We start from the raw sequence: 16,522 nt of genomic DNA, 5'->3' as shown, positions 1-16,522 counted from the left end.
GTACGGTGGGCACCCCGTGCCCACGCGGTTACGTGCTTATCCTTTCTCCGATAACGCCAACACATCGCTCGCAACATCGCGTCCGGCCCGCACCCGATGAACACCGCTTGAAGCGCACCCGCGCCTGACATATCCTGATCTCCACCCCTTCCCACCGGAGAGAACCATGACCCTGCAGGGCGGATGTTTTTGCGGCGCAGTCCGCTACGTCATCGACGGCAACACCTTCAACAGCACCCTGTGCCATTGCAGCGACTGCCGCCGCAGCGCCGGCGCGCCCGCCGTGGCCTGGGTCAGCGCCGCCATGGACGGCTTCCGCTTCTCGCAAGGCAACGCCGCCACCTTCCATTCCAGCGAACACGTCCTGCGCAGCTTCTGCGCCACCTGCGGCACCACGCTGACCTACCAGGACAACCGCGAGCCCGACGAGCTCGACATCGCCACCGCCACCCTCGACGACCCTGCCGCCATCCCCCTTGGCGATCACACCTTCGTGGGAGAGCGCCTGCCCTGGATGCAGCTGCACGACGGCCTCCCGGAATACCCGCGCACCCGCAGCGAAGGCCAGGGCACATGAACCAGCCATGCGACCGTCCGCGTGAAGCAGGGCACATACGGCAGCGCGTCGACGAGCTAAGGTAACGCACCGTTACCAGCGAAGGAGAACCCATGGATTCGATTAACCAGCAGCAACCCGAAGAAAATCGCCGCGACCTCGCCGGAGAGGAAGCCCGCGCCCGCATCAAGGAGATGGCCGAGGACGCCAAGACCTGCTTCTTTACCACCCACGGCAGCCTGGGCGACAGCCGCGGCGTGCGTCCGATGAGCGTGCTGCAGGCCGACGACAACGGCACCCTGTGGTTCCTGAGCGCCATCGACAGTCACACGAACGCCGAGCTGAAGGCCGATCCGAACGTGAAACTCTACTTCCAGGGCAGCACCCGCGCCGGTTTCCTGGAACTCGACGGCATCGCGACGGTCTCACAGGACAAGGCCAAGATCAAGGAGCTCTGGGACTTCACCCTGAAGACCTGGTTCACCGAAGGCGAAGACGACCCGCGCATCACCGTCATCGGCGTCGCGCCGCGCGAAGGCTATTACTGGGACAACAAGCACGGCCAGGCCGTGGCCGGCGCCAAGATCCTGATCGGCGCCGCCATCGGCAAGACGCTCGACGATTCCATCGAAGGGCGACTGCTGCCATAACACAGTAGCTTTCCAGGAGCAGGAGGAAAGATGATCGAGCTCGACCACTTCATCGTTTCCGCCCGCGACCGCCAGGCGGCGGCGCGCCTGCTCGCGCAACTGCTCGACGTTCCCTGGGACGCCGAGCAGTTCGGTGTGTTTTCGCCGGTACACATCAATCGCGGCCTGACGCTGGACTTCATTCAGACTGACGGCCCATTCCCTGTCGAGCACTTCTGCTTCCGCGTGGGCGACGGCGAGTTCGACGCCATCCTGCAGCGCATCGAGGCAGCCGGCATTGCCTGGCGCAGCAGCGTGCGCGGCCCGGTGGACCGCCAAACCGACACCAGCCATGGCGGGCGCGGCATCTACTGGAACGAGCCCGAAGGCCATCAGTGAGAAATGATGACGGTCAGCTATGCGCGGCCGCGTGCATAAAGGTGTTATGGCGCAACCCTTGCCTGTATGACATACTGCTTCCGTCGTTCACACCTCAACAGCGGGCCATCGCTACCGCCTTTACCTGAAAGCCGGCAATGACGTTCACCGATTCAATCAAGACCTGTTTCAACAAGTACGCCACCTTCGAGGGCACCGCCTCGCGTTCCGAGTACTGGTGGTTCCTGCTGTTTCTTTTCCTTGGCGGTGCGGCGGCCAACGTGATCAGCGAAACGCTGGGCGCCTTGTTCACCCTGGCCACCATCCTGCCGTCGATTGCCGCGGCGTGCCGCCGCCTGCACGACACCGACCGCAGCGGCTGGTGGCAGCTGATCTGGTTGGTTCCGGTCATCGGCTGGATTATTTTGATCGTGTTCCTGGTGCAGGAAGGCCGCCCGAACCGCTACAGCCAGGGCCTGCCGGCAGCGATCTGACCGACAGTCCACGGCGCCGCGTTCCAGCGGCGCCGACGTCTTTTTTCCTGCGCAAGTAGAATAGGCTTTACTTCCAGCGAAAGGAAAAAGATGAAACGGACAGCTTTGATTGCGGGCGTCACCGGTATCGGCGGCAACCACCTCGCGCGCGAACTGCTTGCGAACGGATGGGATGTGGTCGGCCTGTCGCGCCGCGCACCGAAGGACTTGCCGGGCGTGCACCACATCGCCGCCGATTTGCTCGATCCCGCCGCGCTGGCAACGGCATTGCAGGATGTTGCGCCGACCCACGTCTTCATCACTACCTGGATGCGCCAGGATACGGAAGCAGACAACATCCGCGTGAATGCCGCCCTGGTGCGCAATTTGCTGGACGCATTGTCGCCGCAGAAAAGCCTGCGCCACGTGGCCCTGGTCACCGGACTGAAACACTACCTTGGCCCCTTCGAGGCCTATGCCAGCTCGGGCACCTTGCCCGACACGCCGCTGCGCGAAAGCCAGCCGCGCCTGCCGCTGGAAAACTTCTACTACGCCCAGGAAGACGAAGTCTATGCCGCCGCCGCGCGCGACCGCTTCACCTGGAGCATCCACCGCCCGCACACCATCATCGGCTTGGCCGTCGGCAACGCCATGAACCTGGGCACGACGCTGGCCGTGTATGCCAGCATCTGCAAGGAAACCGGCCGTCCCTTCCAGTTCCCGGGTTCGGAAGCGCAGTGGAAAGGCCTGTCCGACGTCACCGACGCGCGCATGCTGGCGAAGCAACTGGCCTGGGCGGCGGACACCGACGCCGCCAGTAACGAGGCCTTCAATATCGTGAATGGCGACGTGTTCCGCTGGAGCTGGCTGTGGCCGAAGCTGGCCGAATGGTTCGGCGTCGAAGTAGCCGGTTTCAGTGGCACCATCCAGCCGCTGGAAGCCGCGATGGCGAACGACGCCGATACCTGGCGCCAGATCGCCGCCAAGCACAATCTGGTGGAAGCCGACCTGGATCGCCTGGCCTCGGCCTGGCACACCGACCTCGACCTCGGCCGCCCGCTGGAAGTGATGACCGACATGGCCAACAGCCGCCGCCTCGGTTTCAGCGCCTACCAGGCCACCGACAGCTCCTTCTTCGACCTGTTCGCGCGCCTGCGCGCCGAGCGGCTGATTCCGTAATGGCCATCACGGGAGCGCACGACGTGGACGTCGCCCGCACTCCCGCCGGCGCCGGCCTCGCGCATATTGTCCTGGTGACGATCGGCTCGGCCGGCGACCTGTTTCCTTTCCTGAAGCTGGGTCTGGCCCTGCATGCGGCGGGGCGCCGGGTCAGCTTTCTCGGGCCGGAGCAGCATGGGCCTTATGTACGCGAGGCCGGCCTGCCTTTCCACGGCTTGCCGGCCGACGAAGCGGTGCTGGATCATCCCGATTTGTGGCATCCGACGCGCGGCTTTGGCGTAGTGTGGGCGGCGACGCGGCCGGCCATGGCCCTGGTCCCGGCCTTCATCGCGGCGCTGCCGCGGGATGAAACGTGCACGATGGTGGGCCATCCGCTGGCGCTGCCCGAGGCCGACCTGTGCCGCGCGGCGCGCCCCGGCCTGCGCATTGCCGCCATCTTTCTTGCCCCTTCCAACATACCGACCGTGTACGACCCGCTGATGCTGGGACCGTACCGCGTGCCGCGCTGGGTGCCGCATGGCGCGCGCCGCTGGCTGTGGCGCACGGCGGTGAAACACCTGATCGACCCGGTTGCCATGCCGGACGTAAACGCGCAGCGGCGCGCCGCCGGGCTGGCGCCGGCCGGCTCGCTGATGGACCATATCTTTGCGATTCCCGATTTGTCGATCGGCCTGTTCCCGGCATGGTTTGCGCCGACCCAGCCGGACTGGCCGCAGCCGATGCTGCGCACCGGCTTTCCCCTGTACGACCCGAACCCGCATGCGGAGATGTCGCCCGAACTGCAGCATTTCCTGGGGCAGGGCGGGCGCACGCTGGTGTTCACGCCGGGCACCGGCAACCGCCAGGCACGCGCCTACTTCGCGCATGCGGCCGAGGCGGCGCGGCTGCTGGGCGAGCGGGCGGTGTTCCTCACGCCGCACCGCGACCAGCTGCCTGCCGAGCTGCCGCGCCATGTGCTGTGGCAGGAATATGTGCCGTTGCGGGCGCTGCTGCCGCACGTGGCGGTGCTGGTGCACCATGGCGGCATCGGCACCACGGCCGAGGCGCTGCATGCGGGCACGCCGCAGCTGGTGGTGCCGCTGGCGCATGACCAGTTCGACAATGGGGCGCGGGTCACGGCGTTGGGCGTGGGGCGGAGTTTGCCGGCCACGCGCCTGACGCAGGGGCGCTTGTTGCGTTGCCTGGAAGGGCTGCTCGATGACGAGCGTTTGCCGGCCAGGTGCCGGGCCGTCGCAGCCAATTTCAAAGACGACGCCGGAATGGACGAGGTCGTCCGTAGGGTGGGCGCGGCGGGCGTAGGCACTTGTGCCCACGCGGTCGCACCGGTTGATTCGACGCGGCGTTGAGCCGAACCGGTAACGCCGGCATATCGTTAGGTGCATGCCTTGCCATGTGCGAAATCCGTACCGCGTGGACTCAAGAGCCCACCCTACAACGGCAACCCCGATACACCACCGCCGCAGTGTGTGTGTTACCGCACCGTCTTCCTCGCCCCGGCGCGCTTTAATAACAATAACGAATCACCGGACGACAAGCGATGCGCAGGAAAGCCGAAGACACCACCACCGCCGCCACCCCCCATTCCGGCCAGGGCCGCCCCGGCTACGTGCGCGTACGCGGCGCCCGCGAACACAACCTGAAAAACGTCAGCCTCGACATCCCGCGCGACGCCCTGGTGGTGTTCACCGGCGTCTCCGGCTCGGGCAAATCCTCGCTCGCCTTCGGCACCCTGTACGCCGAAGCCCAGCGCCGCTACCTGGAATCGGTGTCGCCGTATGCGCGCCGCCTGTTCCACCAGATGCCCGTGCCCGAAGTCGACGAGATCGACGGCCTGCCGCCGGCCGTGGCCCTGCAGCAGCAGCGCGGTTCGCCCACCACGCGTTCCTCGGTCGGCAGCGTCAGCACTCTGTCGAACTCGCTGCGCATGCTGTACTCGCGCGCCGGCGACTACCCGGCAGGCCAGGAGCTCCTGTACGCCGAGTCCTTCTCGCCGAACACCCCGGAAGGCGCCTGTCCCGAATGCTCGGGCCTGGGCCGCGTGTACGAGGTCACCGAGCAATCGATGGTGCCCGACGACTCGCTGACCATCCGCGAGCGGGCGATTGCCGCCTGGCCGCCGGCCTGGCATGGCCAGAACCTGCGCGACATCCTGGTTACCATGGGCTACGACGTCGACACGCCCTGGCGCGACTTGCCGAAGAAGGACCGCGACTGGATCCTGTACACCGACGAATCGCCCACCGTGCCGGTGTACGCCGGCCTCACGCCCGAGGAAACGAAACGCGCCCTGAAGCGCAAGGACCCGCCCAGCTACCAGGGCACCTTTACCGGCGTGAAGCGCTACGTGATGCAGACCTTCGCCACCACCGAAAGCGCCTCGATGAAGAAGCGCGTGGCGCGCTACATGGTGAGTACCGAGTGTCCGCTCTGCCGCGGCAAGCGCCTGCGCCAGGAAGCCTTGTCGGTCACCTTTGCCGGCGCCGACATCACCGATATCTCGCGCATGCCGATGGCGCGCCTGCACGCGCTGCTGCAGCCCTATGCCGCAGGCGAGGCGCCCAAGGATGCGCGCCGCGCCAAGCTGCACCCCGAGCAGCTGATCGTCACCCGCCGCATCGCCGAAGACCTGGTCGCGCGCCTGGACGTGCTGCTGGCCCTCGGGCTTGGCTACCTGGCGCTGGAACGCAGCACACCGACGCTCTCGCCGGGCGAGCTGCAGCGCCTGCGCCTGGCCACGCAGGTGCGCTCGAACCTGTTCGGCGTGGTGTATGTGCTCGACGAACCCTCGGCCGGCCTGCACCCGGCCGATACCGAGGCCCTGCTCACTGCCCTCGACCAGTTGAAAGCCTCGGGCAATTCGATGTTCGTGGTCGAGCACGCGCTGGACGTGATTCGCTGCGCCGACTGGATCGTCGACGTCGGCCCGGCCGCCGGCGAGCGTGGCGGCGAAGTGCTGTACAGCGGCCCGCCCGAGGGCCTAAAGCAAATCGAAGCCTCGCAGACGCGCCGCTACCTGTTCGACGACGCGCCACCGGAAGCACGCACGCGGCGCCAACCCGCAGGCCAGCTGCGCCTGGAAGGCGTCACCCGTAACAACCTCGACAAGCTCGACGTCGCGTTCCCGCTCGGCGTTCTCAGCGCCGTGACCGGCGTCTCCGGCTCCGGCAAATCCAGCCTGGTGAGCCAGGTGCTGGTCGAGCTGGTGTCGAAGGAGCTGGGGCAGGGCGCTCCCGCTGCCGAGCCGGAAGAAGCCGAGGACCTGCAACAGGAAGCCGCGCTGCCGCTGGAAGGCCGCATCGCGTCCGGCATGGAGGCTATCCGCCGCATGGTGCGCGTCGACCAGAAGCCGATCGGCCGCACCCCGCGCTCGAACCTGGCCACCTATACCGGCCTGTTCGACCAGGTGCGCAAACTCTTCGCTGCGACCAAGATGGCCAAGTCGCGCCGCTACGACGCCGGCCGCTTCTCGTTCAACGTCGCCAAGGGCCGCTGCGAGAACTGCGCGGGCGAGGGCTCGGTGATGGTCGAGCTGCTGTTCCTGCCCAGCGTCTACGCGCCTTGCCCGGTGTGCGAAGGCGCGCGCTACAATGCCAAGACGCTGGAGGTGACGTACAAGGACCGGAATATCGCCGAAGTGCTGGGCATGACGGTGGACGCGGCGTTTGACTTCTTCCAGGGCGAGGCCCTGGTCGAGCGTTCGCTGGAAACCCTGCGCGAAGTGGGCCTGGGCTACCTGCGCCTGGGGCAGCCGGCGACCGAACTGTCCGGCGGCGAAGCCCAGCGCATCAAGCTGGCCACCGAACTGCAGCGCGCCGGGCGCGGCAATACCTTGTATATCCTCGACGAGCCGACCACCGGCCTGCACCCGTCCGACGTGGACCGCCTGATCGTGCAGTTGCAGCGCCTGGTCGATGCGGGTAACACCGTGGTGGTGGTCGAGCACACGATGCGCGTGGTGGCAGCCTGCGACTGGGTGATCGACATCGGCCCCGGCGCCGGCGACGAAGGCGGCACCGTGGTCTGCGCCGGCGCGCCGGAAAAGGTGGCGAAGGCCAGCCGCAGCCGGACGGCACCCTACTTGAGGCCGTATATACCAGCTTGATTGTTATAATTAGCACGATCGTGCGCGATACAAAGCGATACAAGCCCGCGCACGGTTGAGCGTATCAGTGAAATTACAATTGCGTTAAACTTAGGATATTTTTCTTAAGAATATCGCAACGAATGACCGGCTCTTCCATCGATAATTCCCAGTTTCGCCGCATCCTGACGCGCAATGTCGCGTTGCCGCTCGGCCTGAGCGTGTTGAGTGCCGGCGTGTTCGTGGCGATCATTGCCTACCTGATTAGCGTGCTGAACTGGGTCGAGCACTCGCAGCAGGTAATCGGCAACGCCACCGAGGTCAACCGTCTTGTTTCCGACATGGAAACCGGCATGCGTGGCTATTTGCTGACCGGCGACGAAAGCTTCCTCGGCCCCTACGTGGTGGCCAAGCCCAAGGTCGATGCCGAACTCGAGAACCTTTCGCGCCTGGTAAACGACAACGATTCCCAGGTCGGGCGCCTGCAACGCGTGCGCGCCGCGCAAGTCGAATGGGTGCGCTATTCGAACGAGATGATCGAGCGCCGCCGCCGCAACGAAGACGTGATCGAGTCGATCAAGAGCGGCCGCGGCAAGATTCTCACCGACGACATGCGCGCCCAGTTCGCCGCCTTCATCGCCATGGAGCGCACCCTGCTGCAGGCGCGCAACGAAGACGCGCGCTCGGTCACCACCTGGTCGGTCGGCTTCTACCTGCTGTTCACCCTGATCGTGGGCGGCATGATGGCTGCCTTTGGCCGGCGCGAACTGGTGCGCCTGTCGACATCCTATTCCGACATCCTGGACCATGAGGCCGAGCACAACACCGAGCTGCGCCACCAGGCCTGGCTGCGCACCGGCCAGACCGAGCTGGCCACGCGCAGCGCCGGCATCCACAGCCTGGAGCCGCTGGCCCAGGCCGTGCTCGACCACGTGGTGCGCTACGTCGGCGGCACCGTGGCGGCCATGTATGTGCGCAACGACGAGGGCGTGCTGCGCCGCATCGGCGCCTTCGGTTTCTCGAACGAGGAAGAGCGCAACCTGGTCATTGAACCGGGCGCTTCGCTGGCCAGCCAGGCCGCCAACGAAAACCGCCTGATCACGGTCGACAACCTGCCCGACGACTACATGAAGGTGGCGTCGAGCCTGGGCGAGTCCGTGCCGCGCGAAGTGGTGATCGCGCCGATCAACAACTTCGGCAAGGTGAAAGGCGTGATCGAGATCGGCTTCCTGCACGGCATCCGCGAGCGCGACGTCGAATTCCTGAAGCTGATTGCCGACAACGTCGGCGCCTCGGTGGCCGCCGTGGTCTACCGCCAGCGCCTGCAGGACGCGTTGTCGGAAACCCAGGCCCTGAACGAGGAACTGCAAGTCCAGCAAGAAGAGCTGCGCACCGCCAACGAAGAGCTCGAAGAGCAGTCGCGCGCGCTGGAAGAATCGCAGTCGAGCCTGGAAAACCAGCAGGCCGAGCTGGAGCAGACCAACGACCAGCTGGCCGAGCAGGCCCTGAACCTGGACATGAAGAACGCCGCGCTGACCGAAGCCCAGGACCAGCTGCGCGCACGCGCCCTGGACCTGGAACGCGCTAGCCGCTACAAGTCCGAGTTCCTGGCGAACATGTCGCACGAACTGCGCACGCCACTGAACAGCTCGCTCATCCTGGCCAAGCTGCTGTCCGACAATGTGCCGGGCAACCTGAACGAAGAACAGGTTCGCTTCGCCCAGACGATTTATTCGGCCGGCAACGACCTGCTGAACCTGATCAACGACATCCTGGACATCTCGAAGGTCGAAGCCGGCAAGCTGGAACTGCTGCCGGAAGACCTGCCGCTGCGCCGCACCGTCGAGGGCCTGGGCCGCACCTTCGAGCCGCTGGCCAAGCAAAAGGAATTGCAATTCACGGTAACGGTCGAGCCGAACGTGCCGGCCTCGATCCACACCGACCGCCAGCGCCTGGAGCAGGTGCTGAAGAACCTGCTCTCGAACGCGGTGAAGTTCACCGAGCAGGGCGCGGTCAGCCTGACGGTGAGCGCCACCGATGAAGGCTGGGTCCAGTTCACGGTGCAGGACTCCGGCATCGGCATCGCGCCCGAGCAGCAGGAACGCGTCTTCGAGGCCTTCCACCAGGCCGACGGCACCACCAGCCGCCGCTTTGGCGGCACCGGCCTGGGCCTGTCGATCTCGCGCGACCTCACCAGCCTGTTGGGCGGCACCCTGGTGGTGTCCAGCACGCCGGGCGAGGGCAGCAGCTTTACCCTGAGCCTGCCGAAGAGCGGCGCGGTCGCGGCCACGCCGCCGGCCCCGCGTGCCCCGGCGCCGCAGTTGCGCGCGGCCCGTCCGGCGCCGGCGCCGGTGGCCGCACCGGCTGCCGAGCCTGCGCAGCCGCCTGCCGAACGCTTCCCGGACGACCGCGAGCAGCCGGTTGCCGGCCGCCGCACCGTGCTGGTGGTCGAGGACGAACCCGGCTTTGCGCGCATCCTGTACGACCTGGCGCACGACCTCGGCTACCGCTGCCTGGTGGGCCTGACCGCCGGCGAGGGCCTGGAACTGGCCACCAACAACGGTCCGGACGCGATCCTTCTCGACATCCGCCTGCCCGACGGTTCCGGTTTGTCGGTGCTGCAGCAGCTGAAGGACAACCCGGCCACGCGCCACATCCCGGTGCACGTGGTGTCGAGCATGGAAAACGGCAACGAGGCCCTGCACCTGGGCGCGATCGGCTACGCCCTGAAACCGACCTCGCGCGAACAGCTCGAAGACGTGTTCCGCAAGCTGCAGGAGAAGTCCTCGCAGCAGATCAAGCGCGTGCTGCTGGTGGAAGACGACGAGCGCCAGCGCGACAGCGTGACCGCCCTGATCGCCGACGCCGACGTGCAGATCTCGGCGGTCGGCTCGGGCGAGGAAGCGCTGGCCCTGCTGCACAGCGAGATCTTCGACTGCATGATCATCGACCTGAAACTGCCGGACATGCAGGGCAACGAACTGCTGCAGCGCATGTCGCAGGAAGAGCTGTTCTCGTTCCCGCCTGTGATCGTCTACACCGGCCGCAACCTGACGCGCGACGAAGAGGCGGAATTGCTGAAGTATTCGCGCTCGATCATCATCAAGGGCGCGCGTTCGCCCGAGCGCCTGCTCGACGAAGTGACGCTGTTCCTGCACAAGGTGGAATCGAAACTCTCGACCGAGCGCCAGCACATGCTGAAAACCGTGCGCGGGCGCGACCGCGTCTTCGAAGGGCGTACAATCCTGCTGGTCGACGATGACGTGAGGAACGTCTTCGCGCTGACCGCCGCGCTCGAGCAGCGCGGCGCCAATGTGGTCGTCGGCCGCAATGGCTTCGAGGCGATTGCCAGGCTCGACGACGTGCCGGGCATCGACCTGGTGCTGATGGACGTCATGATGCCGGGCATGGATGGCCTGGAAGCGACGCGCCGCATCCGCGCCGACGGCCGCTTCGGCCGCCTGCCGATCATCGCCATCACCGCCAAGGCGATGAAGGACGACCAGGAACAATGCCTGGCCGCCGGTGCGAACGACTACCTGGCCAAGCCGATCGACCTGGCCCGCCTGTACTCGCTGCTGCGGGTCTGGATGCCCACCATGGAGCGCGTTTGAAAACTGCACCGGACAACATCGACATCGAACTGCGGATGCTGGTCGAGGCGGTCTACCTCAAGTACAACTACGACTTCCGCGATTACACCGGCGCCTCGCAAAAGCGCCGCGTGCTGGTGGCCCTGCGCGAAATGGACTGCGACACCGTTTCGGAACTGCAGGCCAAGGTACTGCACCAGCCGGAAGCGTTTTCCCAGCTGCTGCAATACCTGACGATTCCCGTCTCCGAGATGTTCCGCGACCCGGAATACTTTGCGGCGATCCGCAGCCAGGTGGTGCCTTTCCTGCGCACCTACCCCTCGCTGAAGATCTGGGTGGCCGGCTGCAGCACCGGCGAAGAGGTGTATTCGCTGGCGATCCTGCTGCACGAGGAAGGGCTGCTGGAACGCACCATGATCTACGCCACCGACATCAATCCGGTGTCGCTGGACGCGGCGCGGCGCGGCGTGTTCCCGCTCGACCGCATGCGGCTGTTCACCGAAAACTACCAGAAGTCGGGCGGCAAGCGCGCCTTCTCGGACTACTACACGGCGGCCTATGGCGGCGCCCTGTTCGAGCGCATGCTGGTCGAGAACGTGACCTTTGCCGACCACTCGCTGGCCACCGACAGCGTGTTCTCGGAAACCCATTTCGTCAGCTGCCGCAACGTGATGATCTACTTTAACCGACGCCTGCAGAATCGCGTGCTGGGCCTGTTCCACGAGTCGCTCTGCCACCGCGGCTTCCTGGGCCTGGGCAGCAAGGAAAGCATCGACTTTTCCAGTTACGCCAGCCGCTTCGAACCGCTGGCGCGGCGCGAGCGCCTGTTCCGCAAGGCGGCCGAATGAGCGACTTGTCGGCCAGGTTCGCGCAGGTGCTGGCGGGGCGGCGCATCGAGGCCGTCGTGATCGGCGCCTCGGCCGGCGGCGTCGACGCCCTGGTCGGGCTGCTGCCGGCGCTGCCGGTGAGCCGCACGCTGGCGGCCGTGTGCATCCTGCACGTGCCCGGCGACCGTGAAAGCCGCCTGGCCGAACTGTTCGACGCGCGCCTGGATTTGCCGGTGCGCGAAGCGACAGACAAGCAAAGCGTCGAGCCGGGCACGCTGTACTTTGCCGGTGCCGGCTACCATTTGTCGATCGAGCACGATCGCGTATTTTCACTCAGCTGCGAGCCGCCGGTACACTATGCGCGTCCGGCCATCGACGTGCTGATGGAGTCGGCCGCCTATGCCTATGGCCCGGCCCTGGCCGGCATCCTGCTGACCGGCGCCAATGCCGACGGCGCCGAAGGCATGCAAAGGATCAGGCAGCGCGGCGGCCTGACCATTGTGCAAGACCCGAAAGAAGCGCAGGCGGCGACCATGCCTGAAAAGGCGATCAGCCTGTGCGCCCCGCACCTGGTGCTGCCGCTGGCGGACATCCGCACGCTGCTGCCCTTGCTGGAGACAACAACATCATGAGCTTTCAAGAGCCTAGCAAACTTCTCATCGTCGACGACCTGCCGGACAACCTGCGCGCGCTCGACGCCCTGATCCGCGATGAGCGCCGCCTCGTGTTCCACGCCCATTCCGGCGAAGAAGCGCTGACGCTGCTGCTCGAGCACGAGTTCGCGCTCGCCATCCTCGACGTCCAGATGCCGGGCATGGATGGCTTCGAGCTGGCCGAACTGATGCGCGGCACCGAACGCACGCGCAACATCCCGATCATGTTCGTCTCGGCCGCCGGGCGCGAACTGAATTACTCGTTCAAGGGCTACGAAAGCGGCGCCGTCGATTTCCTCTACAAGCCGCTCGACCCGGACGCGGTGCGCGGCAAGGTGAACGTGTTTGTGGCGCTCGACCAGCAGCGGCGCGAAGTGGCGCGCCAGATGGAAGCGCTCGAACGCAGCCGGCGCGAGCAGGAAATCCTGCTGCAGGAACTGAACGCCACCCAGGCCGAACTGCAGCGCTCGCTGCGCATGCGCGACGAATTCATGTCGCTCGTCGCGCATGAACTGCGCACGCCGCTCAATACCCTGTTCCTGGAAATCCAGATGCGCACGCTGCACCTGAAGCGCGGCAACCTGCAGGCCTTCAATGCCGAGCAGATGGGCGCGATGGTCAGGCGCGACGAGCGCCAGGTGAAGGCCATGATCCGCCTGATCGACGACATGCTGGACGTGACCCGCATGCGCAACGGCACGCTGTCGGTGCGCCCGGCGCCGGTCGAGCTGATGGGCATGCTGGAGCGCGTGGTGAGCGATTTGTCGCTGCAGGCCGCCGCCAGCGGCTGCGCCATCGGCTTGCAGCCGCACGAGCCCGTGTATGGCCACTGGGATGAGTTCCGCATCGAGCAGGTGATCGTCAATTTGCTGACGAACGCGCTGCGCTATGGCGGCGGCTGCAACGTCGAAGTGAGCGTGCAGGTCGATGGCTGCTGCGCCCGTATCGACGTGGCCGACAAGGGCAAGGGCATTTCGCCCGACGACGTCGAGCGCATCTTCCAGCCTTTCGAGCGCGGCGCCCGCAACGGCGAACCGAAAGGCCTGGGCCTGGGCCTGTATATCTCGCGCCAGCTGGCCGTGGCCCACGGCGGCGAACTGACAGTGGCCAGCACGCCGGGGCAGGGCTCGACGTTCAGCCTGGCGTTGCCCTGCAACGTGACGACGCCACGCGCCGAAATCCCGGCTTGAACGCCTTCCTCATATAAATTCACAATCGGGTGGCGGTTGCAATCGCTGCCCGTTTCCCTCACACTGGCGCGTCTCTTGCAAGGCTGATAGCCAGTTGCCACATCTTCACGATAGGTAAAATCAATTGAAGTCATCTGATCAATTAATTTTACAAAAGCAGAGCAAGAGCATAAACTTCGTTTCATCAATTTTGATTTGACCCACAACAGGAGCTTCCATGTCCCTTATCAACACCGAGATCAAGCCTTTCAAAGCCACCGCTTACCACGCTGGCAAATTCGTCGACCTGACCGAAGAGCAGTTCAAAGGTACCTGGTCCGTCCTGATGTTCTACCCGGCCGACTTCACCTTCGTCTGCCCGACCGAACTGGAAGACCTGGCTGACTTCCAGCCTGAATTCGAAAAAATGGGCGTGAAAGTCTACGGCGTGTCGACCGACACCCACTTCGCGCACAAGGCATGGCACGACACCTCGGACGCCATCAAGAAAGTGAACTACCCGCTGATCGGCGACCCAACCGGCACCCTGGCGCGTAACTTCGAAGTCATGATCGAAGAAGAAGGCCTGGCACTGCGCGGCACCTTCGTCATCAATCCAGAAGGCCAGATCAAGGTCATGGAAGTGCACGACAACGGCATCGGCCGCGACGCATCGGAACTGATGCGCAAAGTCAAGGCAGCCCAGTACGTCGCCGCCCACCCAGGCCAGGTTTGCCCAGCCAAGTGGACCGAAGGCGCCGAGACCCTGACCCCGTCCTTGGACCTGGTCGGCAAAATCTAAGCAGTCGCAGCAAGTAGTGAGCAGTACGTCAGTAGTACTGCAGTAGTACCGGAAGCCCGCCAATTGGCGGGCTTCCAATAAAAACCTCTGTATTTCAAGGAAAACACCATGCTTGACGCAACCCTCAAGAAGCAGTTACAAGCCTATTTGGAAAAAGTGGTGCAGCCGATTGAGATCGTTGCATCGCTTGATGACTCGCCAAAAGCGCGGGAAATGGAAGAACTGCTCAAGGAAATCACCTCCCTGGGCACCAAGATTACCTATCGCGAGGACGGCAATGCGACCCGCAAACCGTCGTTCGCCATCAACCGGGTTGGCACCGATATCGGCATCGAATTTGCCGCCATCCCGCTGGGCCATGAATTCACCTCGCTGGTGCTGGCCTTGCTGCAAGTGGGTGGACACCCGATCAAGTTCGATGCGCCTGTCATCGAGCAGATCAAGAATCTGCCGGGCGACTTCGTGTTCGAAGCGTTCATCTCGCTGTCGTGCCATAACTGCCCGGAAGTGGTGCAGGCGCTGAACTCGATGTCCATCATCAACCCGCGCATCAAGGTCACGACCATCGACGGCGGCCTGTTCAAGGATGAAGTCGAAGCACGCCAGATTCTGGCAGTGCCGATGATGTTCCTGAACGGCGAGCACTTCGGCCAGGGCCGCATGAGCGTCGAGGAAATCCTTGCCAAGCTCGACACCGGCGCCGGCGCCAGGAAGGCGGAAGAACTGAGCAAGAAAGAAGCCTTCGATGTGCTGATCGTCGGCGGCGGCCCTGCCGGTGCGGCGGCGGCGATCTACTCGGCGCGCAAAGGCATCCGTACCGGCGTGCTGGCCGACCGCTTCGGCGGCCAGGTAATGGATACCCTGGCGATCGAGAACTTTGTGTCGGTGAAAGAAACCGAAGGCCCGAAGTTCGCCGTTTCGCTGGAAGAGCACGTCAAGCAGTACGAAGTCGACATCATGAACCTGCAGCGCGCTGCCAAGCTCGAGCGCAACGAGGACGAGAAGCTGTTCGAGGTCACCACCGAATCCGGCGCACTGCTGAAGGCCAAGTCGGTGATCCTGTCGACTGGCGCTCGCTGGCGCGAAATTAACGTGCCGGGCGAAAAAGAGTACAAGAACCACGGCGTAGCCTATTGCCCGCACTGCGACGGTCCGCTATTCAAGGGCAAGCGCGTGTCCGTGATCGGCGGCGGTAACTCGGGCGTCGAAGCGGCGATCGACCTGGCAAATATCGTCGAGCACGTGACCCTGATCGAATACGGCGCCGAACTGCGCGCCGACGCGGTCCTGCAGCGCAAGCTCTACAGCCTGAAGAACGTGAACGTGATCAAGAGCGCCCAAACCACGGAAATCCATGGCGACGGCAAGAAGGTAACGGCGCTGTCGTACAAGGACCGCGTATCCGGTGAAACCCACCGGGTTGAACTGGCCGGCGTGTTCGTCCAGATCGGCCTGATCCCGAACGCCGAATGGCTGAAGGGTACGCTGGAACTGTCGCCGTACGGCGAGATCGAAGTCGACGTGCGTGGTGAAACCTCGATTCCGGGTGTGTTTGCCGCCGGTGACGTGACCACCGTGCCGTTCAAGCAGATCGTCATCGCCGTGGGCGAGGGCGCCAAGGCTTCGCTGGCGTCGTTCGACTACCTGATGCGTTTGCCGACGGAAGAAACCGAGGCGCTGGAAGCAAAAGCGGCTTGATCTTTGATGGCCCTGAAAGGCCATTGGTAAGAATAGAAACGCCATCGCGACAATACTTGCGATGGCGTTTTTTATGGCGCTGTCACCGTTAGCTATGGATGAGGGTTGAACTGCTGAGCTCATTCTCGGTCCAAGCCGTATCGCCATCGATACGGGTCGACCATGAAAGCACCTCGCTTCACGAAGTGGTTTGCCGCCTTGCCCGCACTGAACCAGCCCCAGCGGCTGCAGGTCCTCGACGCCCTGCGCCCGGCGGCCGGGTTGCACCAGGTGCTTGCCCTGATCGAACAATGCCGCTCCCCGGGACGACGCTGCCCTCATTGCCAGTGCGAGCGCTGGCATCGGCATGGTCACGCGAATCACCTGCAGCGCTACCGCTGTTTCTCGTGCCGGCGCACCTTTAACGATTTGACCGGCACCCCATTGGCACGTCTGCGGTTGAAAGAGAAATGGCTCGATTACCTCGATGCGCTGCGTGCGTCGC

14 protein-coding genes are annotated in these 16,522 nt (G+C 64.7%); all 14 read left to right on the top strand.

Features of this window, described 5'->3' with window-relative positions; translation table 11 throughout:
- Positions 1–166 precede the first annotated feature (166 nt).
- A complete protein-coding gene (locus QWL29_RS15085; RefSeq protein WP_305823702.1) occupies positions 167–577 on the top strand; it encodes a GFA family protein in 411 nt (136 codons plus the stop codon).
- Positions 578–669: 92 nt separating this feature from the next.
- Positions 670–1,206 (top strand): pyridoxamine 5'-phosphate oxidase family protein, encoded by a 537-nt coding sequence (locus QWL29_RS15080; protein ID WP_305823701.1) that lies wholly within the window; start codon positions 670–672, stop codon positions 1,204–1,206.
- Positions 1,207–1,236: 30 nt separating this feature from the next.
- Positions 1,237–1,584 (top strand): VOC family protein, encoded by a 348-nt coding sequence (locus QWL29_RS15075; protein ID WP_305823700.1) that lies wholly within the window; start codon positions 1,237–1,239, stop codon positions 1,582–1,584.
- Positions 1,585–1,721: 137 nt separating this feature from the next.
- Positions 1,722–2,057 carry a DUF805 domain-containing protein gene (locus QWL29_RS15070; RefSeq protein ID WP_305823699.1) on the top strand — a complete coding sequence of 112 codons (336 nt, stop codon included), beginning with the start codon at positions 1,722–1,724 and terminating at the stop codon, positions 2,055–2,057.
- A gap of 90 nt (positions 2,058–2,147) precedes the next feature.
- Positions 2,148–3,215, top strand: a complete 1,068-nt coding sequence (locus QWL29_RS15065) for an SDR family oxidoreductase (RefSeq protein WP_305823698.1) — start codon at positions 2,148–2,150, stop codon at positions 3,213–3,215.
- A complete protein-coding gene (locus QWL29_RS15060) occupies positions 3,215–4,561 on the top strand; it encodes a glycosyltransferase (protein ID WP_305823697.1) in 1,347 nt (448 codons plus the stop codon). Before QWL29_RS15065 ends, QWL29_RS15060 begins: the two co-directional genes overlap by 1 nt.
- A gap of 191 nt (positions 4,562–4,752) precedes the next feature.
- Positions 4,753–7,317 carry an excinuclease ABC subunit UvrA gene (gene uvrA, locus QWL29_RS15055; RefSeq protein ID WP_305823696.1) on the top strand — a complete coding sequence of 855 codons (2,565 nt, stop codon included), beginning with the start codon at positions 4,753–4,755 and terminating at the stop codon, positions 7,315–7,317.
- A gap of 122 nt (positions 7,318–7,439) precedes the next feature.
- Positions 7,440–10,910, top strand: a complete 3,471-nt coding sequence (locus tag QWL29_RS15050) for a response regulator (RefSeq protein WP_305823695.1) — start codon at positions 7,440–7,442, stop codon at positions 10,908–10,910.
- Positions 10,911–10,945: 35 nt separating this feature from the next.
- Positions 10,946–11,737 (top strand): CheR family methyltransferase, encoded by a 792-nt coding sequence (locus QWL29_RS15045; protein ID WP_305823773.1) that lies wholly within the window; start codon positions 10,946–10,948, stop codon positions 11,735–11,737.
- A complete protein-coding gene (locus QWL29_RS15040; RefSeq protein ID WP_305823694.1) occupies positions 11,734–12,348 on the top strand; it encodes a chemotaxis protein CheB in 615 nt (204 codons plus the stop codon). Before QWL29_RS15045 ends, QWL29_RS15040 begins: the two co-directional genes overlap by 4 nt.
- Entirely contained in the window at positions 12,345–13,559 is a 1,215-nt protein-coding gene (locus QWL29_RS15035; protein WP_305823693.1) for a hybrid sensor histidine kinase/response regulator, read from the top strand. The genes QWL29_RS15040 and QWL29_RS15035 overlap by 4 nt, the downstream gene beginning before the upstream one ends.
- Positions 13,560–13,776: 217 nt before the next feature.
- Positions 13,777–14,340, top strand: a complete 564-nt coding sequence (gene ahpC, locus QWL29_RS15030) for an alkyl hydroperoxide reductase subunit C (protein WP_305823692.1) — start codon at positions 13,777–13,779, stop codon at positions 14,338–14,340.
- Between the two features lie 108 nt (positions 14,341–14,448).
- A complete protein-coding gene (ahpF, locus tag QWL29_RS15025; RefSeq protein ID WP_305823691.1) occupies positions 14,449–16,038 on the top strand; it encodes an alkyl hydroperoxide reductase subunit F in 1,590 nt (529 codons plus the stop codon).
- 162 nt (positions 16,039–16,200) lie between these two features.
- A partial coding sequence (locus QWL29_RS15020) for an IS1/IS1595 family N-terminal zinc-binding domain-containing protein (protein ID WP_441295509.1) occupies positions 16,201–16,522 on the top strand: 322 nt, incomplete at its 3' end.

Origin of the sequence: Massilia brevitalea (assembly GCF_030711405.1) — a bacterium.
GTDB classification, from domain to species: Bacteria; Pseudomonadota; Gammaproteobacteria; order Burkholderiales; family Burkholderiaceae_D; genus Telluria; species Telluria brevitalea.
Note: the sequence above shows the minus strand (reverse complement) of the source record. Positions and strands in the feature narration are given on the sequence as shown.